The sequence below is a fragment of the Hahella chejuensis KCTC 2396 genome, assembly GCF_000012985.1.
GTDB lineage: Bacteria > Pseudomonadota > Gammaproteobacteria > Pseudomonadales > Oleiphilaceae > Hahella > Hahella chejuensis.
Genome location: NC_007645.1, coordinates 4,302,944 through 4,328,534 on the forward strand (window position 1 = coordinate 4,302,944; position 25,591 = coordinate 4,328,534).

General features: G+C 54.7%; 22 protein-coding genes. 14 read left to right on the forward strand and 8 right to left on the reverse strand.

All coding sequences use genetic code 11. The features are described from left to right. Positions 1 to 156: 156 nt before the first annotated feature. On the reverse strand, positions 157 to 1,248 hold the full coding sequence (locus HCH_RS18565) for a hypothetical protein (protein ID WP_011397940.1): 1,092 nt from the start codon (positions 1,246 to 1,248) through the stop codon (positions 157 to 159). Continuing rightward, positions 1,223 to 2,635, reverse strand: a complete 1,413-nt coding sequence (locus HCH_RS18570; RefSeq protein WP_011397941.1) for an MBOAT family O-acyltransferase — start codon at positions 2,633 to 2,635, stop codon at positions 1,223 to 1,225. The genes HCH_RS18565 and HCH_RS18570 overlap by 26 nt, the downstream gene beginning before the upstream one ends. Before the next feature lie 267 nt (positions 2,636 to 2,902). Between HCH_RS18570 and hutC the strand changes: the two genes are divergently transcribed. The 5 genes from hutC to hutH all read left to right on the forward strand — a co-directional run bounded on the left by hutC (position 2,903) and on the right by hutH (position 9,486). Beyond that, positions 2,903 to 3,610: a histidine utilization repressor gene (hutC, locus tag HCH_RS18575; RefSeq protein WP_011397942.1), complete on the forward strand. Its 708-nt coding sequence runs from the start codon at positions 2,903 to 2,905 to the stop codon at positions 3,608 to 3,610. A 463-nt stretch (positions 3,611 to 4,073) separates the two neighbouring features. Then, entirely contained in the window at positions 4,074 to 5,285 is a 1,212-nt protein-coding gene (hutI, locus tag HCH_RS18580) for an imidazolonepropionase (protein ID WP_011397943.1), read from the forward strand. Then, positions 5,278 to 6,237 carry a formimidoylglutamase gene (gene hutG / locus HCH_RS18585; protein ID WP_238384915.1) on the forward strand — a complete coding sequence of 320 codons (960 nt, stop codon included), beginning with the start codon at positions 5,278 to 5,280 and terminating at the stop codon, positions 6,235 to 6,237. Before hutI ends, hutG begins: the two co-directional genes overlap by 8 nt. A 22-nt stretch (positions 6,238 to 6,259) precedes the next feature. After that, on the forward strand, positions 6,260 to 7,933 hold the full coding sequence (gene hutU / locus HCH_RS18590; protein ID WP_011397945.1) for a urocanate hydratase: 1,674 nt from the start codon (positions 6,260 to 6,262) through the stop codon (positions 7,931 to 7,933). Continuing rightward, on the forward strand, positions 7,933 to 9,486 hold the full coding sequence (hutH, locus tag HCH_RS18595; protein WP_011397946.1) for a histidine ammonia-lyase: 1,554 nt from the start codon (positions 7,933 to 7,935) through the stop codon (positions 9,484 to 9,486). Before hutU ends, hutH begins: the two co-directional genes overlap by 1 nt. A gap of 95 nt (positions 9,487 to 9,581) precedes the next feature. On the opposite strand, the gene HCH_RS18600 is transcribed toward hutH, so the two are convergent. Next, positions 9,582 to 10,319: a transporter substrate-binding domain-containing protein gene (locus tag HCH_RS18600; protein ID WP_011397947.1), complete on the reverse strand. Its 738-nt coding sequence runs from the start codon at positions 10,317 to 10,319 to the stop codon at positions 9,582 to 9,584. A 138-nt stretch (positions 10,320 to 10,457) separates the two neighbouring features. Further along, positions 10,458 to 10,916, reverse strand: a complete 459-nt coding sequence (locus HCH_RS18605; RefSeq protein WP_041598788.1) for a hypothetical protein — start codon at positions 10,914 to 10,916, stop codon at positions 10,458 to 10,460. Positions 10,917 to 11,055: 139 nt separating this feature from the next. On the opposite strand from HCH_RS18605, the gene HCH_RS18610 reads away from it, so the two are divergent. After that, on the forward strand, positions 11,056 to 11,847 hold the full coding sequence (locus tag HCH_RS18610; protein WP_011397948.1) for a substrate-binding periplasmic protein: 792 nt from the start codon (positions 11,056 to 11,058) through the stop codon (positions 11,845 to 11,847). A 248-nt stretch (positions 11,848 to 12,095) separates the two neighbouring features. After that, a complete protein-coding gene (locus HCH_RS18615; protein ID WP_011397949.1) occupies positions 12,096 to 13,946 on the forward strand; it encodes a trypsin-like peptidase domain-containing protein in 1,851 nt (616 codons plus the stop codon). Positions 13,947 to 13,991: 45 nt separating this feature from the next. On the opposite strand, the gene HCH_RS18620 is transcribed toward HCH_RS18615, so the two are convergent. Next, complete coding sequence (locus HCH_RS18620; RefSeq protein ID WP_011397950.1) at positions 13,992 to 14,855, reverse strand: MBL fold metallo-hydrolase; 864 nt, start codon at positions 14,853 to 14,855, stop codon at positions 13,992 to 13,994. A gap of 132 nt (positions 14,856 to 14,987) precedes the next feature. Between HCH_RS18620 and HCH_RS18625 the strand changes: the two genes are divergently transcribed. The 3 genes from HCH_RS18625 to HCH_RS18635 are packed head-to-tail and all read left to right on the forward strand — an operon-like array spanning position 14,988 to position 16,646. After that, positions 14,988 to 15,371 (forward strand): ArsR/SmtB family transcription factor, encoded by a 384-nt coding sequence (locus HCH_RS18625; protein ID WP_011397951.1) that lies wholly within the window; start codon positions 14,988 to 14,990, stop codon positions 15,369 to 15,371. Next, on the forward strand, positions 15,361 to 15,822 hold the full coding sequence (locus HCH_RS32525; RefSeq protein WP_011397952.1) for a hypothetical protein: 462 nt from the start codon (positions 15,361 to 15,363) through the stop codon (positions 15,820 to 15,822). Before HCH_RS18625 ends, HCH_RS32525 begins: the two co-directional genes overlap by 11 nt. Continuing rightward, positions 15,816 to 16,646: a sulfite exporter TauE/SafE family protein gene (locus HCH_RS18635; protein WP_011397953.1), complete on the forward strand. Its 831-nt coding sequence runs from the start codon at positions 15,816 to 15,818 to the stop codon at positions 16,644 to 16,646. The genes HCH_RS32525 and HCH_RS18635 overlap by 7 nt, the downstream gene beginning before the upstream one ends. A 123-nt stretch (positions 16,647 to 16,769) precedes the next feature. Here the strand turns inward: HCH_RS18635 and HCH_RS18640 are convergent, their stop codons facing one another. Together HCH_RS18640 and HCH_RS18645 are read right to left on the reverse strand one after the other, a co-directional pair. After that, entirely contained in the window at positions 16,770 to 18,851 is a 2,082-nt protein-coding gene (locus HCH_RS18640) for a PKD domain-containing protein (RefSeq protein ID WP_148212619.1), read from the reverse strand. 151 nt (positions 18,852 to 19,002) lie between these two features. Beyond that, positions 19,003 to 19,623, reverse strand: a complete 621-nt coding sequence (locus HCH_RS18645; protein ID WP_011397955.1) for a DJ-1/PfpI family protein — start codon at positions 19,621 to 19,623, stop codon at positions 19,003 to 19,005. 210 nt (positions 19,624 to 19,833) lie between these two features. On the opposite strand from HCH_RS18645, the gene HCH_RS18650 reads away from it, so the two are divergent. Next, the gene (locus tag HCH_RS18650; protein ID WP_011397956.1) at positions 19,834 to 20,799 is read left to right on the forward strand and encodes a GlxA family transcriptional regulator; all 966 of its coding nucleotides are present in this window, start codon (positions 19,834 to 19,836) and stop codon (positions 20,797 to 20,799) included. A 22-nt stretch (positions 20,800 to 20,821) separates the two neighbouring features. Here HCH_RS18650 and HCH_RS18655 read toward each other — a convergent pair whose 3' ends face one another. Continuing rightward, positions 20,822 to 21,919 carry an ADP-ribosylglycohydrolase family protein gene (locus HCH_RS18655; RefSeq protein WP_011397957.1) on the reverse strand — a complete coding sequence of 366 codons (1,098 nt, stop codon included), beginning with the start codon at positions 21,917 to 21,919 and terminating at the stop codon, positions 20,822 to 20,824. Between the two features lie 167 nt (positions 21,920 to 22,086). Here HCH_RS18655 and HCH_RS18660 point away from each other — a divergent pair, with 167 nt between their 5' ends. The 3 genes from HCH_RS18660 (at position 22,087) to HCH_RS18670 (ending at position 25,562) form a co-directional block, all read left to right on the forward strand. Then, a complete protein-coding gene (locus tag HCH_RS18660; protein ID WP_011397958.1) occupies positions 22,087 to 22,917 on the forward strand; it encodes a zinc-dependent peptidase in 831 nt (276 codons plus the stop codon). A gap of 44 nt (positions 22,918 to 22,961) precedes the next feature. Then, positions 22,962 to 23,930 (forward strand): hypothetical protein, encoded by a 969-nt coding sequence (locus tag HCH_RS18665; RefSeq protein ID WP_011397959.1) that lies wholly within the window; start codon positions 22,962 to 22,964, stop codon positions 23,928 to 23,930. Positions 23,931 to 24,071: 141 nt separating this feature from the next. After that, positions 24,072 to 25,562: a YdgA family protein gene (locus HCH_RS18670; protein WP_041598789.1), complete on the forward strand. Its 1,491-nt coding sequence runs from the start codon at positions 24,072 to 24,074 to the stop codon at positions 25,560 to 25,562. Positions 25,563 to 25,591 lie beyond the last annotated feature (29 nt).

Below are 25,591 nucleotides of genomic sequence, written 5' to 3' on the forward strand. Positions count from 1 at the left end.
CTGCAGGGACTCCTCTGGCTGATCAGAGCTCCCTCTGGCGAGCACAACACAGGCACTACGCTGGATACAGCGGACACAGACGGCGTCTGACTGGAAGCAACCACTCGATCCAACGCCCGGCTCAGGTTAAAGAATAGACGCCCTTCACAAATTGGTCTACTCGATCTCAAATCCCTTATCACTTAGGGCTTCCAAGAGCGCCTTAGTAAATGGCTTTTTATCTCTCATATCCAGATGTGAACCGTCAGGGAGAGAAAAACGCGCCATCTCTGGGTAATCTCTAAAGTGCACTGAGTTATAACGACTTCCAATATATGTATCCCAGTATTCCCCTTTGGGCCATACATGATCGTCAAATGCCCATATTAATTTATCAGTAGGGAAACGTACGAGATAGACCCGCCCTCCCCGTTCTTCTATTTCCTTTATATGTCTGTCCATTTTTTGGACTCCCTCTTCGAACAGGCTAAGGTCAGCTTTGCTTCTTTCGCTCAGTTTGTCCAGACAATATCTATCGAATGCCTCGAAGTTATTAACCCCTTGAGGAAAAGTTAAGCTGTAATGCCGAAGCACTCTTCCTATATAGGTCTGAACTTGATCTAATAAAGAATAGTCAGCATTCCGGCTACGATCAGTGTTTGTTGTCAAATATACTTTCGGGGTGCTTGTCAGCGCAGGGTTCCACTTATCAGTCATATCTATAGGGCTGACTCCCATAAATCGGCTGGACAACCTAGATCTCAGTTGAAGCTCGATTAGCTGATCAAAATATTTATAAGGCTCAATTCCTTTATTTTTATACTTATAATAGGCATCAACCCATTCTGAGGCCCTCTGATTTTCTTCAGATGGCAGCACATGACTTTCAACCACCGATACAACCACATCGCCAACAAAACTCTCATCTTCACTGAGGTCCTCCAACAATGGCATAAAAGAAGTGCCGTCAATGGCTAACTGTATTACGGGCCTCACTAGCTCATCTCTTAGATATGCCGTATCGACTCCCAATTGAATTCGCGAGCTTCCCAAAAGCACTACCGGCCGCTCAGAGCTATCATTGATACGGTCTCTTTGCTCAATCCAGAACTCCACAGAATCATCTTGAGTGGGCTGAAATCCAGAGTATCGCAAACCCATTTCAAATACAGATATGGCGGTGGCAGCCACGAACAACGCACACAACCAAGTTATCCCCCAACGCCCTGTTGGTAGGCGGTCATTAGAACTGGAAGTAGATAAACGCACGGGTATCACCACTCGCAAATAGAAATAGACTAACTAAACAAACACTTAAAAAGGCAGCCCGCATGAACGGATTCAGCTTCGTGAACAAGGCTTCGATGCTACGTTCACGCAACGCGAAGTGTGTAAAAAACAAGGCCAGAGCGCCAACGAATGCATAGATCATCTTAAGCCCGTCGACCTTCCCGGTTGCGTCAGCATTGCCAAACAGATTTCTTACGACCTGAACACATTCCTCCATACTTTGACTACGGAAGAATATCCAGGTCACAGAGACAAGAATAAAAGTAAAAAAGGCCAATAAAAGCTTTTGTCCTGTTGTTCTCTCCGAACCGTCAGAAGAAGAGGAACGCTGGATGTAGCGCGCTACTGTAAGATAGATCCCGTGTAACCCCCCCCATATTACAAACATCCAGGAAGCCCCATGCCACAAACCGCCAATAAGCATCGTAAGCATGAGGTTAACGTAAGTCCGCGCATTACCGGCCCGGTTCCCGCCCATAGACACGTATACATAATCCCTGAGCCATGTGGAAAGACTGATGTGCCACCGTCTCCAGAAGTCCTGAACGCCTACCGCGCCGTATGGAGATTTGAAGTTATCCGGCAAAATGAAACCAAAACACAAGGCTACGCCTATTGCTGTGGTCGAGTAGCCGGAAAAGTCACAGAATATCTGTCCCGAAAATGCGAAGACAGCAACCCAGGTTTCGAGCTGACCGTAAATTTCCGGACTTTGATAGATGGTGTCGACAATCGGAGCAAAAAGGCTATCGGCCAATACTACTTTTTGGAACACGCCAAAAATGACTAAACACAGCCCCCAACCCAGCTGATCAGCAGAAGCTCTCTTTGGCTTTTCACACTGTGGTAAAAAGTCATTGGCCCTGACAATTGGGCCAGCTACCAGCTGTGGAAAAAACGAGACATACAGCGCATAGTCGCTGAACGAGGTAGCGGGCTTAATCTTTCCTCGATAAACATCAATTGAATATGAGATTGTTTGAAATGTATAAAATGATATCCCCATAGGTAGTAATATATCAAACGATGACGCATGGATAAGCCCACCACTGAGGAAGGAAAGGTTCTCAGAGAGAAAGTTCCAATATTTGAAAAACCCCAGCAAGCCGAGATTAATTAAAAGCGTTGTCCAAACGTATGCTTGCTTCTTCTTTTTCGACTCTGCACGAAAGATGCCTTTCGCAACATACCAGTCACAAATCGTTGAAAAAAGTAACAAGAGGACAAAGCTTGGATTCCATGCCGAGTAAAATAAGTAGCTGGCTGCAAGCAATATTAATTTTTGCAAACGCCAGTTATTACAAGAGCTGTATATAATCCATACAGAAGCAAAGAAAATAAAGAATAGGTAAGTATTAAACGGCATACGTTATCAGTCCAATTGAAAGGCCGCACCATTATACATAGGCCTCCTCTCAAGTACATATTTTCTTGTTTTTTATACACTTAGAACTAATCTCCGCCCACTAAACAAAACAAGTTATCCCTTTTCCTCTTCTGACGAGCTCCACCAACGCTGGAATTCTTTCCACCACAAGCATTAAAACCTCCTGATTCGCCGCTAAAATGCCTATACAATAAGCGCCCGAATCATCGACGGCTTTCGTCAGGTCATTGCAAGGACAATTTATCCGTGTCATCCAAACCCCGGTTTCAGCAGGTTAAGGACTTCATCGTCAGCGGCATCGAGAGCCAGCGCTATGTGGTCGGCGGCCGCATTCCCACAGAAATGCAGTTGGCGCAGCAGTTTCAGGTGAGCCGCATGACTGTGCACAAGGCGATACGGGATCTGGTGAATGAAGGGCGTCTGGTGAGGTATCAAGGTCAAGGCACCTTCGTCAATGACGCCAAACCCACGTCTTCGTTTCAGGATATCCGCAACATCGCGGAAGAAATCAAAGCGCGGGGGCATGAGTACAGCGCCCGCATCGTCAAGCAGGAACAATTGCGCGCCTCCTCCAATGTGGCGGTGCAGTTGGGCATCAAAACCGGCGTACCGGTGTTTCACACCTTGATAGTCCATCTGGAAGACGGCGTGCCGGTGCAGTTGGAAGACCGCTATATCAATCCTCTACTGGCGCCGGAGTATCTGGATCAGGACTTTTCCGTCGTCACTCCCAATCAGTACCTCACTTCCGTTTATCCGGTTTCCGATGTGGAGCATATTATTGAAGCGGTGCTGGCGGACCCGGATCAGTGCAAGCTACTGGAAATCAATATCAATGAGCCCTGCCTGCGCATCTACCGCCGCACCTGGAGCCGTCAGCAGCTGGTCAGCAGCGCCCACCTGACTTATCCTGGCAGCCGTTATCGCCTGCAGTCCGACAGCCACTTTTCATAGATATCGCCTCCCTCTCCATAACGATCATCAAATCAGATTATTTTGCAATCGCGCCCACCCGCGAATGATGGCGGCAGGCTCGCCTTTCGCGCGGGCTGAACTCTTGTGGTTTTCCTTATATTCCCCCTGACTCCAATCATCTTGCCTTTAGATCAAGCAGTTAGCGGATCGAAAATTTGTATATACATTCAAAATTCCCAGCCTCACAAAACCCCGCTGAACGCAGGCTGTGAGAACGCAGAAACCGCTACATTCACTCTAGCTCGCCAAATTCAAAAAAAGTCTTAATCCCTCTATTTTTATAGCTATTACGGCATATAAACACAGTCTCCAGGCTACACCTAACCGGTTTCAATATTCGTTATGAGAAGAAATTTTTCTCGTCTCCCCTCTTGCGTAAAATGCGTTTTTTGTCTTTAAATGTATATACATTTATAAAAAACACTGCGGAGAGCGAGATTTTATGGATTGGTGGATCAACGCCAGGATCGCCACCCTTGATCCTGACGCCCAACACGCCTACGGACTGCTGGAAAGCCATGCCCTCGGCGTGGCGCACGGCAAAGTCGAAGCCATTGTCCCCATGTCTGAATGGGATGGCGACGCGTCCGATAACATCACTGACGCCAATGGCCGCCTGATCACCCCCGGCCTGGTGGATTGTCACACCCATCTGGTTTACGGCGGCGACCGCGCCGCTGAATTCGAGATGCGCCTGCAGGGCGTCTCCTATGCGGATATCGCCAAGCAGGGCGGCGGCATTATTTCTACCGTGCGCGCGACTCGCGCCGCCACCGAGAAAGAGCTGTTGCAGCAATCAGAGAAACGTTTGCTGGCGCTACTGCGTGAAGGCGTGACGACAGTGGAAATCAAATCCGGCTATGGGCTGGACCTGGAGTCAGAACTGAAGATGTTGCACGTGGCGCGCCGCCTGGGGCAGCGCTATCCGGTCAACGTCCGCACCACTCTGCTGGCGGCTCACGCCTTGCCTCCCGAATACGCCGGCCGCTCCGACGATTATATTTCCTGGATCTGCGAAGAAGCCCTGCCTGTGGCCCATGAGCAAAAGCTCGCTGACGCCGTGGACGTGTTCTGTGAATCCATCGCCTTCACGCCAGAGCAATGCCGCCGGGTGTTCGAAGCCGCACAGAAACTGGGTCTGCCGGTGAAAGGCCACATGGAGCAACTGACGTTGAGCGGCGGCAGCGCGCTGGCGGCCGAATTCAACGCGCTTTCCGTCGACCATGTGGAATATCTGGACGAAGCCAGCGTACAAGCTATCGCGGCCTCCGGCACGGTGGCGACGCTGCTGCCCGGCGCCTTTTATTTTTTACGGGAAACCCAGCGTCCGCCCATGGAATTGCTGCGCAAGCACAAAGTTCCCATGGCTCTGGCCACTGATCTCAATCCCGGCTCCTGCCCTCTGGCGTCGATGCGCCTGATGATGAACATGGGCTGCACCTTCTTTGGCATGACGCCGGAAGAAACGCTCGCCGGCGTCACGCGCCATGGCGCCAAGGCCCTCGGCATGCAAGACCGCATCGGTCATCTTGCGCCAGGCATGGCGGCGGATTTTATTGTCTGGGATTGTCAGCACCCGGCTCAATTGAGCTACGAATTCGGCGTCACCGGCCCGCATCAACGGGTTTTTCATGGAGAAATTCACAATGTCTGAGACAAAAGTCTGGTCAGGACGCATCGACAGCGCCGACGGCCCCACCGCCGTACGCTGGCACCAGCAAGTTAGAGCGCCACAGGAAGACAGCCCGGCGGGCGTGGCGTTGATCGGCTACCCCTGCGACCTTGGCGTCTATATCAACAAGGGCCGCGTAGGCGCAGCGAATGGCCCCGATGAAATCATCAAAGCCCTGGCGAACCTGCCCTGGCGTCTGACCCATCCGGTTTATGACTGCGGCAATATTCAGTGGGAAGGCGAATTGGAAGACGCCCAGGCGGCGCTGGCCACCAAAGTCTTCAAGCAACTGCAGGCAGGCCACAGCCCCATCGTACTGGGAGGCGGCCATGACGTCGCCTGGGGCAGCTTTCAGGGCTTACGCCGGCACCTGGATCAGGCGGCCCCGGACAAAGTCCTCGGCATACTGAATCTGGACGCCCATTTCGATCTGCGCAGCGACAGCGAAGGGGCCAGCTCCGGCACGCCTTTCCAGCAGATCGCCAAATACTGCAAGACCGCCGGCAAGCCCTTTCACTACGCCGTCTTCGGCATCAGTGAATACGCCAATACCCAGGCCTTATTCGATCGCGCCGACAAGCTCGGCGTCACCTACCTGAAAGACACTCATTGCGGTTATACCCAACTGGGCCCGATGCTGCGCGCCCTGGACGCCTTTTTGAGCAAAGTGGACTGCCTCTATCTGACGATTGATCTGGACGTACTGCCTGCAGCCACCGCCCCCGGCGTCAGCGCCCCCGCCGCTTACGGCGTACCGCTGGAAATCGTAGAAGCTATGCTGGACGCCATTCAGCGCAAAGCGCTGCCGGTGTTGATGGCGGATATCGCCGAATACAACCCAACTTACGATATTGACAGCAGAACCGCCCGCGTCGCCGCCCGACTCGCCGCGCGCCTGGCCGGCCTGCTGGGAAAACCAACAACAAAAGCGTAGAAGTAACTCACAGGAGAAACCGATGAAAGATCCTCGCCATGACGACCAGAGAGAGATCCGCGCCCCACGCGGCTCCGAGCTGAACGCCAAGTCCTGGTTGACTGAAGCGCCATTGCGCATGTTGATGAACAATCTGGACCCGGAAGTCGCCGAACACCCTAAATCTCTGGTGGTGTATGGCGGCATCGGACGCGCCGCCCGCGACTGGGAATGCTTCGACAAAATCGTGGAAGTGCTGAAGCGCCTGGAAGATGACGAGACATTATTGGTGCAGTCCGGCAAACCGGTTGGCGTATTCAAGACTCACGCCGACGCGCCCCGCGTTCTGATCGCCAACTCCAACCTGGTACCCCACTGGGCCAACTGGGAACACTTCAACGAGCTGGATAAGAAAGGCCTGATGATGTACGGCCAGATGACCGCCGGCTCATGGATCTACATCGGCTCTCAGGGCATTGTGCAGGGTACTTACGAGACTTTCGTTTCCGTCGCCAAGCAGCATTTCAACGGCGAAGCCCACGGCAGATGGATTCTGACCGGCGGTCTGGGCGGCATGGGCGGCGCGCAGCCTCTGGCGGCGACGATGGCCGGCTTCTGCATGCTGGCGGTGGACTGCGACCCCAGCCGCATCGAGTTCCGTCTGCGCACGCGCTACCTGGATAAGCAGGCGAAAGACCTGGACGACGCTCTGGCGATGATCGAAAACGCCAAGAAGACTGGCGAAGCGATCTCTATCGGTCTATTGGGCAACGCAGCGGACGTATACGCAGAGCTGGTCAAGCGCGGCGTTACTCCTGACGTGGTCACCGACCAGACTTCCGCTCACGACCCGCTGAACGGCTACCTGCCGCAAGGCTGGACTATGGAGCACGCAGCGGAAATGCGTCTGAAAGACCCCGCTGCCGTAGTCAAAGCGGCCAAACAATCCATGGCGGTGCAGGTGCAAGCCATGCTGGCGTTACAGGAAGCCGGCGCGGCGACCCTGGACTATGGCAACAACATCCGTCAGATGGCGCTGGAAGAAGGCGTGAAGAACGCATTCGATTTCCCCGGTTTCGTGCCCGCCTACATTCGTCCCCTGTTCTGTGAAGGCGTAGGGCCTTTCCGCTGGGCGGCGCTATCCGGCGACCCAGAGGACATCTACAAGACCGACGCCAAGGTCAAAGAACTGATACCCGACAATCCCCACCTGCACAACTGGCTGGACATGGCGCGCGAACGCATCAGCTTCCAGGGCCTGCCGGCGCGTATCTGCTGGGTCGGGCTGAAAGACCGCGCCCGTCTGGGTCTGGCCTTCAATGAAATGGTGCGCAACGGCGAATTGAAAGCGCCCGTGGTTATCGGTCGCGACCACCTGGATTCCGGCTCCGTCGCCAGCCCCAACCGGGAAACTGAGAGCATGATGGACGGTTCCGACGCGGTCTCCGACTGGCCGTTGCTGAACGCCATGCTGAATGTCGCCGGCGGCGCCACCTGGGTGTCTCTGCACCACGGCGGCGGCGTAGGAATGGGCTTCAGCCAGCACTCCGGCGTGGTGATCGTCTGTGACGGCTCCGAAGCGGCGGATCAGCGTATCGCCCGCGTGCTGCGCAACGATCCCGGCACCGGCGTAATGCGCCATGCCGACGCAGGTTACGACATCGCTCGTAATTGCGCCAAAGAGAACGGCCTCGACTTGCCAATGCTGAAAGACTAATGCGTAGCGGAGTACATAACGTGAATGAGCTGTTAATTAACCCCGGTCAACTTACCCTGGCGGATCTGCGCACAGTCAGCCGCGGCCCAGTGCAACTGTCACTGAGCGAAGACGCCTACCGCGTCATGGATAAATCCCACGAAGCCGTCGCCCGCGTCATGCGCGAAGGCCGCGTGGTCTATGGCGTCAACACTGGGTTTGGCCTGCTGGCCAACACCCGTATCGCCGAAGATCAACTGGAAGTGCTGCAGCGCTCTATCGTGCTGTCCCACGCAGCAGGCACTGGCGATTTCATGGACGACGCCACCGTGCGCCTGATGATGACGCTGAAAATCAATGCGCTGGCGCGGGGCTACTCCGGCATTCGCAGCCTGGTGGTGGATGCGCTGATCAAGCTGGTGAACGCAGAAGTTTACCCAATCGTACCGAAGAAAGGCTCCGTGGGCGCTTCCGGCGACCTGGCGCCTCTGGCGCATATGAGCTGCGTGCTGCTGGGCGAAGGCCAGGCCAGACATGACGGCAAAATCGTCGACGCCATGACCGCCCTGGATATCGCCGGCCTGCAGCCCGTCACCCTGGCGCCGAAAGAAGGGCTTGCTCTGCTCAACGGCACGCAGGCGTCCACGGCGTTCACCCTGGAAGGCTTGTTCTTCGCCGAGGATTTGTACGCAGCAGCCACGGTCACTGGCGCCATGAGCGTAGAGGCCGCCCTGGGCAGCCGCACGCCTTTCGACCCCCGCATTCATGACGCCCGCGGCCAGAAAGGCCAGATCGACGCGGCGGTCATGTATCGCCACCTGCTGGCGGACACCAGTGAGATCGCGCAGAGCCACAGCAACTGCGGCAAGGTGCAGGACCCCTACTCCCTGCGCTGCCAGCCTCAGGTCATGGGCGCCTGTTTGACGCAAATCCGCAACGCGGCGGAAGTGCTGCAGGCGGAAGCCAATGCGGTGTCCGATAACCCGCTGGTATTCGCCGACGAAGACGACATTCTGTCCGGCGGCAACTTCCACGCGGAGCCGGTCGCCATGGCGGCGGATAATCTGGCGTTGGCGCTGGCGGAAATCGGTTCTCTGTCCGAACGCCGCATGGCGTTGTTGATCGATCCGAACATGTCCAAACTGCCTCCTTTCCTGGTGGACAACGGCGGCGTGAACTCCGGTTTCATGATCGCTCAGGTGACCAGCGCCGCGCTGGCCAGCGAGAACAAGTGTCTGTCCCACCCTTCCAGCGTGGACAGCCTGCCGACATCCGCCAACCAGGAAGACCACGTGTCCATGGCGACTTACGCCGGCCGTCGTCTGACCGATATGGCGGACAACACCCGCGGCATTCTCGCCATCGAGATTCTGGCCGCCACCCAGGGCATGGATTTCCGTAGCCCGCTGAAATCTTCAGCGCTGGTGGAGAAAGCGCGCAAGTCTGTGCGTCAGGTGGTGCCGTTCTACGATCACGACCGCTACTTCGGCCCGGACATCGAGCAAGCCAAACAACTGCTGGCTTCCGCTGTCTTCAACGAATGGCTGCCGCAAGGCATGATGGTCAGCTTCTAACCCGCCGTTAGAACTACCCAAAGAAAAAGCCGGACGCGATTAAACGTCCGGCTTTTTACTTTAGGGCGCCCCGTCCTGAAATAGATTGGCGCGCACTACTTCATGCCGTATTTCTTCAAGATCTGATCGAAAGTCCCATCCGCCTTCATCGCCGCCATTCCTTTGTTCAGAGCGCCGATAATCTCTTCGTGCTTGGCGTTGGCGAGGCCGCAGGTGACATGCAAGGTATTGGCGCTCAGCGCGTTCTTGGTAAACTCAATTTGATCGATTAATCCCGGATCTTCTTTGGCGATCTGCGAGCGGGCCACCAGTTCATCTTCCAAGGTGAGGTCCACCCTGCCGGACACCACTTTCTTCACATTCGGTAAAAAGTCTGCGGTTTCCGGGCGCTTGAAATTTGTGGCGTTGAGGAACTCATCCCCATATCCATACCCGCGAACGATGCCCACGGACTTGCCAGTCAGACTGTCCATCCCGTTATATTCAAACGGGTCGCCTTTGCGTTTGATGAATTTGATTTCATTGGTCAGATAGGGCTCGCTGTAATCGAGAAACTCCGTTCGCTCTTTCGTCCACCACGTACCGATAAGCACGTCATACTTGGCGTTTTTCACACCATCAATGGCCCTCGCCCAGGGCATGATATTCATCTCCAGGGTAAACCCGGAACGGGAAAACGCCTCCCGAGCCAGAGAAACGGCGACGCCGCCATCCGGGTCGTTAGGATCGATAAAAGGAGGCCAGGGGTCGCCGGCGGCAGTGACAGTTTCCGCTCGAACGGAAACCGCAAGGAGTAACGCAAAGAAAGTCAAAACGGCGGATTTAAACTTCATCGAAGAAACCCTCAACTGATTAACGGGAAATCTACGCGTCCGTTCAATCAAATTATGGTTGAAGGGACCGGATTTGCCAGACAATCGAGCGGTTTCAGAACATTACAGCAGAAAAAGTTTGTTAATCCTTGGATTCAACTATACGCAGGGCTCTGCACTAAACTGAGTATGCCCACGATCTTCCCAACAGCGCCAACTCTGCTTCATTTCAACAACAATCCACTTGTCGCTTATATTCCTTTTCAAAACAATATGGTAGCGATATCCGCTTACCGAGTCATCATCGGGGATATTATCGTTAATCAGCACGACACTATATTCCTTTTCAGAGCCCTTTCTGTTTGACCTGACAACCACCGCTCCCTGCTCACTTATTGGCCCGCTAATCATCGAAAGCACGGCAAACAAATCGCTTTCAGACTGATTGTTAATTCTCTTATTAAGGCCCGATATATCTATATTTTCTGAGCTCAGTACAGGAATCGATAAAAGTGATTCGTCACTCGCAGCACTGTCTCTTAGTGAACAAGCGCCTACAAACACAGTAGAGCTTGCGATCAAAATAGCGCATGCGCGTAATTCAAAACTGTACTGCACTCTATACCCCCTTCGATTTCTCCAATGATTAGTGGTGGCTAATTTAGACACGCACCGAAATCTAACGCCTATACTTAATACAGCTACTTGCGGCGTCTATTCAACTCACACAAGCGCATAGTTCGGGAGGTCCGTTTCCATGAAATGGTTTCTGGTCGCTTTTTGCTGCTGGCTTGCGCCATGGTGTCAGGCCAGGACTCTGTTGGTGGGCATGGAGGAAGCCAATAATTCGCCTTTTGAATATATCGATGAAACGGCGCATCTTACCGGTTTTCACGTTGAAATCATGCGAGCGGTGGCGGGGCGGCTGAGTTGGGATATCGAGTTCCGTCGACATCCGTGGAAAAGGGCCATGAAAGAACTGGAGGAAGGCGGCGTGCATGCAGTGACCTTCGTCGCCATCTCTCCTGAGAGACAGAAATTCGCCGATTTTTTACCGGACAACCTGCTGCATGTCTCCCGCACCACCCTGTATATCAGACGCGACCGCAGTGACGAAATTCGCTATGAGCCGCCTTTAGAGCAGTTTATCTGGCGTTGGCGCACAGCGGCGGCCAGCGGTTATTACATGAGCGATCAAGTGATTGACCTGTTGCGCAGAAAGGCGCCTATCGAGCAACCTACCGTCAATCAATCACAGCTTTTCATCATGCTGATCAGTAATCGATTCGACGCCATCTTCGGCGCCACCAGCGCCATAGAAAGAGCCCGCGCAGAAATTGCCGGCCTGGATGAACAAGTGCAACGCCTGGACGGGGCGCTGTTCCCCGGTAAGCGTATGTATGCGGCGTTCTCGCGCAAAGCCCCGGACGGCATGGCGGAAGAGTTCGCCGAAGCCTATCGTTTATATCGTATGGACAATGCATATGAAGAACTGAAAAAGCGCTTTGGCATGGAAGAGCTCGCTCCCAGCCCCACTGAATTTCAATAATCCAGGGTCTGCCAGACATGGACGTCGCCATGAATACAAAGCGCCTTACCAAATTCCGGTCCCTCCAGTTTTGCCGTTGCAAAACAACGTCAAATCCAAGCGCTCACCACCCAAAGCACTGCTCCACACAACCTATAATGGCGCATGCAATGGCGCATGCAATGGCGCATGCAATGGCGCATGCAATGGCGCATGCAATGGCGCATGCAATGGCGCATACCGATATTCATCCCCCTATAAGGTGATCCATGTCCTATACCCGAGTCTCCGCCACGACTTTCCGCTTGCTTGCAGCCAGCCTCATCACATCGACGCTGCTCACCGCCTGCTCGAATGACGACGCGCCGGCGCCATCCCAGAAAGGGACGCACATCGTCATCGTGGAGCCCAAAGGCCAAGACAAGCAAACTGTCGATACGCACATCATCCGCTCGATTCAGGAAGCGCGGGAAGCCGCTGTCTCCATCAGTGTGGGCGCCAGCGTAGGTTCCGGTTTCTTCATCAACAAAGACTGCCTGATCGTCACCAACAAACATGTGGTGGAGTTTGATAGCCCCGCACTGCTCAATGTTTCCGCCGCGATGGACAAAGCGGATAGAGAAACGCAGGTGATGCGCGAACGCATCGCCGCTTGGGAGAAGCGCCATCCCAAATATAAAGGCTCGGATCAGCATAGTGTGGATCAGGACAAACTGCGCAGCATGGAAAAATATCGCCAGGAGCTGCAGCAAGCTTACGATAAACTGTCTTCCGAACAGAGAAACGCCAGCGTCCAGGTTAAGACCCTGGATGGACGCACTTTCGCCGCGCACACCGTAGTTAAAAGCGAAGACACCGACTTGGCCTTTCTGGTCGGCGCCGTCAAAGAGTGCCGATACTTCGACGCGGCGGTGAAAACCGATCCGGCAGTGGGACAGCCCACATATACCGTCGGCTCGCCCGCCGGACTGGAATTTACCGTTACCTCCGGCATTCTCTCCGGCATCAGAGACTTCGAAGGCGTTACTCTGCTGCAAACGGACGCCGCCATCAACCCAGGCAACAGCGGCGGACCGCTGCTGGACGCCAACGCCAAAGTCATCGGCGTGAACACCTTGCGTCTGAGTGGTATGGAAGGCATTGGCATGGCGATTCCTATCGCCACGGTCAAAGAGCAAATCAACCGCAATCTGTTGCTGACGAGCGGCTCCCCATCGCAACCCGCAACGTCAACAGCCAGCGCTAAGTTCGACTATGACAGTTACCGCGAAGATGCGTTGCGCAACGCACAGCCGGTCGCCGTGGACGTCAGCAAGCTAAGCGAAGCCTGTGAACAGGATTACGTCAATTCAAAATATGCGGCGGCCATGAGCTCCTGTAAAACCTCCTCTTCCCATGGGCATCAACAAGGACATTTCTATATGGGTAAAATGCTGCTGGAGGGACTGGCTGGACAGCAGGATTATTATTTAGCAGCGGATTACATGAAAAAGGCGGCGGAAGCCGGAATCATGGAAGCTCAAATGTTACTGGGGCAAATGTATCAGTATGGCGTGGGTATCAGCCCCAACAGCTCGTCGGCATTGAAGTGGCTGACGGAAGCCGCCAACCAGAACAGTAAAGAAGCGCTGAACTCGCTGGGTTTGATCTATAAGGAAGGGCAAATCGTCTACCGCTCCTATGAGCAGGCCGCCAGTTATTTCGAGAAAGCCATCGTCGCCGGCAGCACCAACGCTTTGCATAATCTGGGCGTGATGTACTTACAGGGACAGGGTATGACCAAGAACGAAAGCAAGGGGTTTGAGCACTTTCTCAAGGCCGCCCAACGGGGCAATCCCGTCTCCCAATTGAGCGTCGCTTACTGTTACTACAAAAAACTGGGCGTCAACAAAGACTATGTGGAGGCCTACGCCTGGCTGACCGCCGCTGAACTCAACAAGAAAGGCAAAACCATCACAGACTGGGACCCGCAACGCGCGTCTGAAATGAAGCAATTCCTGAAAGGCATCATGAACAGCAAGCAACTCGCCCAGGCGACGGCCATGTCCAATGATTACGTTAAACGCTACAGCAATGTGTCAACGGAAACATCACTGGCCGCCAAAGCAGGCAAACTCTGAGTTCCTGGTTCGCGGACATAGCGGCGTCCGTCGCGTCGAGATGGCTCAGCTGATTTGATTTAACGGGATCTTCAAATAGCGAACGCCGTTGTCAGCCGCCTCAGGCAGCTTGCCGCCGCGGATGTTTACCTGCAGAGACGGCAGCATGAGCGCAGGCGCCCCGAGCTTGGCGTCCCTGTCTTTGCGCTGCTGCACGAAACCCTGTTCGGAAACGCCGTCATGACACAGTACGTTCTCTCTGCGCTGTTCCGCCACCGTGCTTTCATAACGCAGCTCGCGGCCGTTGGGCAGGTAATCGTGGCAGACAAAAAAGCGGGTTTGCGGCGGCAATGACAGAATACGTCGAATGGAGCGATACAGCTCCGTCGCGTCGCCTCCGGGGAAGTCCGCCCGCGCCGCGCCGTAATCCGGCATAAACAGCGTATCGCCAATAAACACCGCGTCAGCGACCACGTAACTGACACAGGCGGGCGTGTGCCCCGGGGTGTACATTACCTGGGCGGGCGTCGTCCCTATGTGAAACGTCTCGCCATCACGAAATAAGTGATCAAACTGCGAACCATCCACCGCAAACTCCGTCCCCAGATCAAATATACGCCCGAACGCGCTCTGCACCTCGCGGATATGCTCGCCAATGGCGACTTTGCCGCCTAATTCGCGCTTCAGCCATTGCGCCGCAGACAGATGATCCGCATGGGCATGGGTTTCCAGTATCCACTCAACTTGCAGCCCGCTCTCCTTCACATAGCGAACGATATTTTGCGCCGAGTCAGTGCTGACGCGCCCGGCGGCGGAATCGTAATCCAGCACCGGGTCAATAATAGCGCAACGGCTATCCCCTTCTGCATGCGTCACGTAACTTAGCGTATACGTCGCCCGATCAAAAAAGGGCCGCACGATCAAATTCATTTCCATCCCCTTGGCTCTTAAACTATTAAGTCCATGACAGCAAAGTTAAGTCATTCGGACATTGCGCAATTGATATAGATTAAATATATTAGCTTAGACTGATTTAGAAAACACTTATTTAGATTTAACTAAATGAAAAAGAAAGTCGCTGCTCCCCATTCCTCCCCCCTTTCTCCATCGGACTTAATGGGGGCGGCCTTGAATGCGGAAGCGGCGGCGGCGCTGATGCAGGCTCTTTCCAATCCTCATCGCTTGATGATTCTGTGCGCTCTTTCCGAGGGCGAGCGTAAGGTCAGCGAATTAAATCAATTCGTAGAACTGTCGCAATCAGCGCTATCGCAACATCTGGCGGTGCTGCGCCATCAACATCTGGTGCATACGCGCAAACAGGCGCAAGCCGTTTATTATTCCGTGGCGGAGGGACCGGCTATGGCCATAGTTAAACTCCTGCACCGCCACTATTGCAGCAACGCTGCTTCAACCCAAACCACTCAAGGAGAACCCCATGACAGATGACGTCTCTCTGCTGCTGCCCAATCTGCGTCGGCCGCAACCGGAGCTTTTCACTTGCGGCCTGCCAGCGCCAGATGATTTCCCACGCATACGGGCGGCGGGGGTAAAAACAGTCGTCAGTTTATGCCAGCCTCACGAAACGCCTCTGCTGAATGCGTTCCCTGTCGATAATCAGGGATTACAGCTATTTAGCATTCCGGTGGCGGGCCCGCAGGATTTAACGGAAGCAAACGCCCGGGCGCTGGCGGACATACTGAATGAAGCGGAAAACTGTCCGGTTCTGGTTCACTGCATGAGCAGCAACCGGGTTGGCGCGCTGCTGGCGTTGAAAGCCTTCTTCGTGGATGGCGCTTCCTTAGAGGAAGCATTGGATATCGGCTGCGCGGGCGGCCTGGCCAGCCTGGAGCAGGAAGTCCGTCGTTTACTGACCGCCGCCGCACCGCAAACATGCTGATAGCAGCGCTCCTGGGGATCGCCGTGGGAGTGCTGCTTGGGCTGACTGGCGCCGGCGGCTCCATTATCGCTGTGCCCCTGTTGATGTGGAGTCTCGGCTGGACGCTGCCGCAGGCGGCGCCAGTGGCGTTGCTGGCGGTCAGCGCCGCCGCCACTTTAGGCGTGGTGAACGCTTGGCCGCAAGGCTCTGTTCGCTATCGCGCCGCGACGGTGATGGCCCTGGCCGGTATGCTGATGGCGCCCATCGGCCTTTGGGCCGCCCATCGCGCGCCCGTACACCTGCTGGCGTTGGTGTTCGCCGTGGTGTTGCTGGGCGTGGCTCTGCGCATGTGGCGACAAGCCCGTCGCGCTCCCGAAGAAGCCAAAATGGGCTGGGCGAGCGTGCAAAGCGACGGCACTGAACTCAAAGGTCCCATCTGCCAGCTCAACCCTGATACGGGTCGTCTGCGCTGGACCCGCCCCTGCTCTATGGCGATCGTCAGCAGCGGCGCGCTCACCGGCTTTCTGTCAGGTTTATTGGGCGTGGGCGGAGGATTCGTTATCGTCCCCGCCTTGCGCATGGTGTCGCCGCTTCCCTTCCATTCTGCGGTGGCGACCTCGCTGATGGCGGTCGCCCTCACCAGCGCAGGCACTGTCAGTTTATTCATGCTCAGCGGCAAAACACTTCCCTGGATGATCGCCCTGCCCTTCGTCGCCGGCGCCATGGCGGGCATGCTGGGAGGGCGTCGCCTCGCGCCGCGGTTCGCCGGACCGCACCTGCAGCAGGGCTTCGCCGTCATCATGGCGGGAGTTGGCGTGATGATGATCCTGAAGTCTCTGCTGTAGACCAGTACAGCTTTGTACCATTGCATCCCTGTCCATTGCAGACATTAAAAAGCCCGCGGCGATCATTGTCACCGCGGGCTTGTTTATCTCTACTTTATCTCCGCGTCAGAGCGCGATCTGAAATTACGGCGCGATGCGAATATCCACGCCCGAGCCTTTTTTCAAAGTGCAGGGAGAGTGGATGGCGTAATCCCCGGCGATGCGCATATACAACGGCCCGCCGCTTAATCCATCCGGCAACTGAATCGTGGTCGTCAGCTCATAAGCATCCGCCTCAGATTGCGTCACCTCGCGCAGCATCTCATTCGCACTCTCTTCAAAGCGTCCATCGTTATCCGCATCCAGCCAGATCTTCCATGTGTTGGAAGGCGACGCAGCTAACTTATCGCCTTTCACTGTGATGGTCACAGCGTTCGCATCAGTGATAGCGATAGCGTTCTCAGTGTAATCCGTACGCAAAGGATCTGGCGTATCGATGACAGTTCCGGCGACTGTCACTTGATCAATTCGTCGAGTCGCTTTCTCCGCCTGATAAAACGCGCAATACTCATCCGTCACGGATAAAGATTTACTGAAACGATCAGTGCGGCCGTCAACGTCCGTCACTTGCAGAAACACCTCATAAGTTCCTTTCTGATCGTAAAGATGCTGCGGCGACGCCTCTGTCGACATCTGCCCATCGCCAAACTCCCAACGCCAGGAGGAAACCGTACTATCGCTACGACTGTCATCCGCGAACTCGACCCGCAACTTGTAACTCTCATTCGTAAAGTGCGCTAGCGTGTCTTGTTCCAGTAACTGTATCTTGACCGCCCGGAACGCCATCACCACATCCTGTTCAGATTCACCCATGGCGATCGCCGCCGTGCGCAGACACTGCGCAGCGCCGCGCAGGTCCATTTGCGGGTCCCAGCAATCTCTGGCGGCCTTGATATAAAGCCGATACGCCCGCTCCGGACTCCACTTGTTCGCCAGTTGATAGAAGGGGTAAGTCATCATGCCGATACGCAGATAAACGTTATCGCCTGCCTCGTCATAATCAAAATAGCTGGCGATCGCCCCGGTTTCGGTCACGATGCGATCAAGCTGACGCATTCGGTGATTCGATTCTTTAGCGTGCACCCAATCCAGTTCGCCGGTGTACTCGTATTTCGCCATTGCGCCGGATATATCCCCAAATGCTTCATGCACGGTTCTGGCGTCGCTGCTCATCGCCGCACCGAATACCTTGAGACGGCTGATGCGCGACAGGACCCCATGGCCAATTTCATGAGCGACAATATCCAGGGTCGCCAGTCCGTAGGCCACTCCCACGGCGTCGCTGAAATTGGCGTAAGCGCCATCCCAGTAGGCATTGGCTCGCCACCAGTCGCCATAGTGAACGCGCAGGCGCAGTTTGCCTTCCAAAGGCGGTTCGCCCAGGTATTTGGCGAACATGTCATGGGTCAGGGTCCCATAGAACAAGGCGTCATTCAAAGAGGAATAGGTCCAGACCTCAGTTTCTGCGTCGTCCGCCCATGTCGTGCGGAAATTGTTTTCCATTGAGGCGCTGCAATCGAAGTCATAGGAAGGGAAATTTCGCTCATCGACGGTATTCGGTTGATCGCCGGAGCCGCCTTCATACACAGCATCCACTTCATTCGCCATGTCTATCACTTGCACCAGCCCATTATCGAAAGTACAGCGGCCGTCCTCTGACTTAGCGACTTTCAGCGCAGATCGATCAACGCCATAACGCCAACTCGCCAAGGCTGAACCGCCAGGTCCCTGAATCTCGGCGTTGCTTTGATAATCCAAAAATCTGACTGGCGCGCCGTCTTTAGATTCTCCCGCCGCAGTGGCGGTATAAGCGAAGAGTTGGGCGCCATCCTGAGGCGGCTGACTTCCATTGGGTAAAGTGAGATGGCTGGGAGCGGCTGAATCCGACTCCGCCACCACATCGCCCAATCGGGCTCCCTGGGTGGAGTCCATCCAGTACAGACGCACGCGTTCTCCCTGCGCCGCCGCTTTGAGTAATTGAATCTCGACGCCGCCCCCGATGGCGCCGACTGCGCCATCCTGATCGCGAAAATAGACGGCGGCGATATTATTGGCGGGAGGGTCCACTTTGACAGGCTCTGAGCCGCCTGATCCCCCGCCTCCTGAACACCCAACCATCCCTAGAGAAACGCTTCCTACCAACAGAGTTCCAACAACAGGTTTCAAACCGACATCCTTCTGTATGTAATGTATCTGACAGTGCTTGATCGTCTCATTCCGATATGACGCGGTGGTGACTTGCAGGCGCAGAGAGTCCCTCTGCGTCAATCACTTAGCTAACGGAACGCTGGATCATACCAACAAACATTACAATTTATCACCAAACTAATCCAAAGCGGCCCGCAAAGGGATCATGGGAAGGACTCCTATTCCATTCGTACTCCGCTTCATTCGCTACCCGTTCCGCCGTTTCCGCGTCAACCAGCACTTCGATCAGTCGCAACGCCATATCCATCCCTGCGGAAATCCCCGCAGAAGTGTAACGATTACGATCCTCCACCCAGCGCGCCTGTTTCACCCATTCCGTTTCCAGGCCCTGAGACATCGGCCATGCGAAGGACTGTTTGTTAGTGGTGGCGCGATAACCGTCTAAAAGACCCGCCGCCGCCAGAACGCCTGCGCCGGTGCACACCGAGGCCAGAATCCTGGCGCTGTGCGCCTGCCGCCGCAGCCATTCAAGCAATGCCGGATTGCTCGCCTGTTGTCGAGTCCCCGCTCCGCCGGGAACCAGAATCAGGTCATAGCGTCGCTCGTCCGCCAACGCATATTCCGCATAGCCGCAGACACCTGCGGAGCTGCGTACTGGCCCCATCTTCTCAGCCACCTGATAAACAACGAAAAATTCATCAGCCAGACCGAACATTTCCAATGGTCCGTAAAAATCCAGAAGTTCAAAACCTTCGAATAGAACCGCTGCGACGTTGATTTTTTCTCTCATGATTCACCTCTCTCCATTAGCGCGTATTGCTTATTGATGTTCACAATCCATGCGGTTAAGACTAAGATAACGCAATACGATTAAACATCGCCGACAGGGACATCATTGGTAACTTTTCGGTCGTATTTACTGAAAGATGTTGCAACAGGCGGTGACGGGGAATTCCTGAGCATTCATCGCCACCTCCGCTGACTGCGAGTAATCGCCGCTATGACGCCGCTTAAAATTGGTTTTTTGCTCTTCCCCGACACTCATTTACTCGACTTGTCCGGACCGGCGCAGGCGCTGCGCACGCTCAGTGATCATCGACCTGGGCAAGTGGAGATGATCTTCTTCTCTCCCTCGCCGTCGGTCGTCAGTTACCAGGGCGTCACGCTGAGCGGACTGGCCTCGTTGCCTGCTGAAGACATCGTTTTCGACTTACTGATCGTCAATGGCAGCAAGTACAAAGAAGACATGGTCAGCGACAAAGAAAGCCAACAAGGCCTGATGTGGTTACAGAACTACGCCCAGCGCTATCCTCAGGCCGCCATCGCCTCCGTGTGCACCGGCGCGTTCTATTTGGCCCGGGCGGGACTGCTGCGCAATCGCCACTGCACCACTCATCATGGCCATGTGGACAGCCTGAAGCTGGCCGAGCCCAGCGCGACGGTTTTGGAGAACCGCCTGTATGTGCGCGACGGTCCCATTATCACGTCCGCGGGGGTCACCACAGGAGCGGATATGATTCTCGCCTGGATGGCGGAGACCTTTGACGATGATCTGGCGCAGCATATCGCCCGGGAGCTGGTGATCTACGCACGTAGAGACGGCGAGCAGGCGCAAATTTCCGAACGCAGACGCTATCGCAATCATTTGGATCAGAAGGTTCATCGCTTGCAGGATCGCATTTCCGCCGCGCCGGAGTTGCCCTGGACTGCCGGACAACTGGAGCGGGAAGTCAATTTGGGCTATCGGCAGCTGACGCGTCGTTTCCGTCTCGCTACGGGCGTCAGCATCAAGCAATACCAACTCATTCTGAGACTTGAAGCCGCCCAAAAATTATTGAGAGATGGCCAGCACATGAACATCGAACGTCTGGCTGAAACAGTGGGGTTTCAGTCCGCGCACGCTTTCCGCAAAGCCTGGAAAAATCGCTTCGGCGCGCCGCCTTCCGCCTATGAAGGAAAAGAGTAAATCATTCTGGCCGACAAAGACTTCAATATGGCGGAGCCAGACGCCTGAAACCATGCCATAGGACAATGACCAGAAACGCCAGATTACGCAGTAATAGCAGGGGGCCGGGCAACAGCGGCGTCCGCACCGTCTTTCCCTGACGGATGGCGAGATCCACACGCCCCGCCAACGCTCTGAAATAAACGGGATTGAAAGGCCAATCCTTTATCCCCTGCAGCCAGGATGCGGGTATGCCTTTCTCCTCCACGCCTGCGCCCACTATGCCGCCCAGAATCGCGGCGGTGGTATCGGTATCGCCGCCCAACGCCACGATCTGCGCAATCCCAGCGGCATAGTCCTGTTGATGCAGGAGCCAGACGTACAGCACCATCGGCATGGTGTGATACATATATCCCGTCACGCCCCGCTCCAGCCCAAGCTGTTGCGCAAACTGCGCGGGAGTCAAACCTTGCTGTAACGCAAAGTCCAAACTATCCAGCAACGCATCGAATTCGCTGACCGCCGCCACTGTCGCCTTTGACTGACCCAATTGCGCGAAAAACCATTGCAGGTCCGACCTGTAAGTCGCAACCTCGACGCGCCCCTGCCCCGCCAGATACGCCGCCCGGGCTGCGGCGACGGCGCCTACCAGCGCTTTCGGGTCTCGATGGGTCAACTGAGTGGACGCCCGTAAATACGCCAACAAGGTCTCCGGCTCGCCCCCCAGGGCCACGCCAATGATCGGCGCGCGCATGGCTGGTCCATTGCCCGCAGACCAAACCCCGCTACGCCCTGCGGGAAATCCCAGCCACAACTTTATAAGCGCACGCCCGGTAGCCAGTCCGACTCCGGCAGGAAGTCGCGCCAGCCACCAACGCAGACGCCACGCCAGACTCCTGGCGAATTGATCCGCATCGGAGCCATAATGCGCCATCGCAGCGGCGGTCATGGCCGCATGCTCGCTATCGTCGGAAACCATACCTCTCCCAAAAACCAAACGTTGCTGCAGCGGTCCCGGAAATAACCGGGCCAAACGCTTTGGTCCAATTCCTTCGCATGGCAAGCCGATAGCGTCGCCGACCATCAGCCCGAGAAGAGACCCTTGCAACGCCTCACATCGACGATCATTGTCCTCGCTCATGCATAGTAGCTCCCGTTTCTTTCGCCTGTTTTCTTACCCCTCATTCGCCGACTACGGATGACAATCACGCAAGCTATTGTTTAGCAGAGCCCTCACATTTACGCTCAGGCGCGCTATCGGGGTACACTAGGTTTCAGTGTAAACCGATAGCGCAAGGCAGTGTTGATATGAGTTGGAAAGAGTTGGCGCCTTTTATTGTGTTTTTGATCCTCGCAGCCAGCGCCGTAGTGATGGTGATGTGGTATCCCAACCAACGCCTCAGGAAAATTCGCTCTGCTCCGTTCCCGGAAACCTGGGAAGTCATTCTGGAAGCCAACCTGCCCGTCTACAAACGCCTTCCAGACAATCTCAAGCATCAGCTTCAGGGACTGATCAACGTCTTTCTGCACCAGAAAACCTTCTACGGCTGCGCTGGCCTGGAAATCACGGATGAGATGCGGGTCACCATCGCTGGAGAAGCCTGTTTGCTTCTACTGAACAGGTCCACTAATGAATATAACGACCTGCGCTTTATCCTGGTGTATCCAGAAGCATTCCGGGCCGAGCGCGAGGTCATCAACGACGACGGGACCGCCGCCGTGTCCTCTCATGGCCTGCTGGGAGAGTCCTGGAACAATGGCAAGGTGATTTTGTCCTGGGATGATGTTATCGCCGGCGCCCGCGATTTTACGGACGGCCACAATGTCGTGCTGCATGAGTTCGCCCACCAACTGGACGGCGAGTCCGGCTCCACCAACGGCGCGCCGTTGCTGCGGACGCCCACCAGTTACCGTAGCTGGGCCCGCGTCTTGTCCGATGAGTTCAATATATTGCGCGACAGCGCCTTCAAAGGGAAAAAGTCAGTCATGGACAATTACGGCGCCACCAATCCCGCCGAGTTTTTCGCCGTCGCCACGGAAACTTTCTATGAAAAGCCGAAGGAGATGGCGGAGAAGCACCCTGAATTGTTTCGCGAGTTGCGTAACTACTATTGTGTGGACCCCAGGGATTGGGTATAACTCCGGGGCTGTTTACCTCTCACTCTTAACCATGATCCCGCGTTATGTTCAGACACTTCCGTTCCTCGTCGTTTATCCTTGGTTCGCTGTTAAGCGCTGCGCTATCAGCAACCAGCCTTACAATTCAGGCTGAGGAATCCACGCCTGCGGCCAATGCGGAAAAATCAGCATTCACGGGACATATCTACGCCATCAAAGAAGATGACTTCCTGAAGTACGTTACCCGGGATGATATCGTCTACACCGTCGATCACGACGCTATTCAAAGAGTGGTGGTTCATTCCAAAAACGATTATTCCGGCGTCACTATTTATCCTTTGGAAGATGTCGTACTGATGTTTCGTCGCAATGGTTCGGAGAAGTACTTCACTCAGGTCACCATCAAAGAATATCTGGAGTACATGGAAAACCAGGGGCGCTGGAGCATCATGGATTATGATCGCTTCGGGTTCGGAACCTATTTCAATGGCATGCAAAAAAACAAAGACACCCTCGTCGTCGCCCAACCCGGCCCGGCGACTTATGACGAACATCCATGCCAACAGCTGGATATCACGCAACCGGACTCTATCTCGCCAGAGCTATACACAACGATTCATTGTGATCACTTGGGCATTCCCAGAGAGTGGCTGCGTTATACGGAACTGAGAATCCCAGAGGAAGTCACGGGCTTCCCGTTCAAAGTGACGTTGAGGATGCAGGAAAAAGCGCCCAAACACGTTGACGAGTCCAAACAGGAAAAGGAAAAAGACGGAGATAGCGGTCTTGACCCCAGACTGGAAAAAGCTCTGAAGCTCACCGGCAAAGCCCTGACCAAGACGGCGCAGGTGGTCAGTAAACTCAATGAGTTCACATATCGGGTCGTCAGAGTCGTGAACGAGCCTGTGACAAAAACGTCTTTCTTTCAGGAAGAGGATTTTATCCGGGTGGATTCCATCGCTACTCTGCGCAGCTCCTTTTCCGACTTCCCGAAATACCACAATTCCGGCGGCTCCCATAACTGGTTCGACTGACGCCGCATAACGCCCGTTTGGGAGATATAGATAGTCCCCCATATAGACATCTTCGCCAAAAAGGCTAGAATTTCCGCCCTTTGCAAGCTTGAGTCTATGCCGAATGACTCAGTCACACACCTTCACATAAGTAAACTCGATATGAAAAAAATATGGTTAGCGGCGCCCATCGCCGTTGCAGTGGCCGCGACTCCCTTTGTCATCGCACATAAAGCCGAACAGAATTTCGACGCTGGCGTACAGGACGTATCTTCATATCTGGCCTTCAACGGCCTGCCTGTTGAACTCACCGTTCAAAAATATGAAAAAGGTTTTCTGAGTTCCAAGGCGATTAACCGCCTGCAACTTTCCCCCGAATTCCAAAACATGATGGGTACTGGCGGCGACCAGCCTGTGTGTCTGGACTTAGTGACAGAGATCCAACACGATTACATGACCTTGCTGCAAGGCGGTCTGTTGACTGCGACCACCCGAGTTATGCCGCTTCAAAACCAGGCGGATTGTGGTCTGGCGGAAGTCTTCACTTCTGAAAAAGAACTGGCGGACATCTACATCCAGCAGTTTGGCGAAGAAGGCCCCTTCACTATCGAGTCCGCCTTCAAAATCGATGGCTCCAACACGATTACCTTTTCTTCCAAGCCTGTCAATCTGGACAAAGAAATAGAGGGAAAGTCACTAAAGATTAACGTCACGCCCATGCAGGGCGTAGTCGGCGTCAGTTCTACTCGTGACCACGTGGTGGCGAATATCAACTGGCAGGGCCTCAATGTGACGGCTCACAATGGTGAGAAAGTCGGCGACGTAAAGGTTGGCTCTTACACCTTGAAAATGGAAGCGAGCCAAATCCTGGAGCATCTCTGGGCGGGTTCCTCTGAGCAGATTATCAGCGACATCAAAGTCGGCGGCGAAGACGGTCAGAACTTCAGCATCAGCGCCATCACGATAACAGGCAAAGACACTGTCGCAGAAAACATGGTGAGCAGCGCCGGGTCCGTCAATGTGAACGACATCCTGTATAACGGAATGGATGCGGGCTCCATGGCCCTGGACCTGTCCTTCAATAACTTTGAGACGGAAGCCACCAACCGTTTAGTGGGCATTATCAAGCAAATCAACGCCCAGGCCACCACGACCACTGATCCTGATAAGTTCATGGCCGAACTGGAAAACCAGAAAGACGCTATCGTGGCGGACTTGATCACTCTGGCGAAAAAGGCGGATATCAAAATTGATAAATGGGAACTTAAGCTGGGCGAAAACAGCTTTAACGCCAACGCAGACCTGCGTATGGATGGCGTTGACCAGCTATCCGCCGAGATCCTGAAGGAGCAACCACAAGCTTTGATGGCGAACGTTCTGTTAAACGCAGAAGGGAAGCTGGATGAAGCGTTAGTCAACAGCTACGCCGACATCATGGTCGCTACGCAAAGCAGCAAAATGGAATTAACCGACGAAGACAAAGCGCAAATGAAAGAAATGCTGCTTATGCAGTTCTCCAACATGGCGCAAATGTATGTGCAAATGGGGTTCCTGAACTACGACGAAGCGTCTGCTCAGTACAACGCCAAAGTAGGCTTCGCCAAAGGGGCGTTGATCGTTAATGGCCAGCCGTTCAACCCGAATGGCGGTTAAACCATCAGCTCATTGAGGAATAGCGTCTC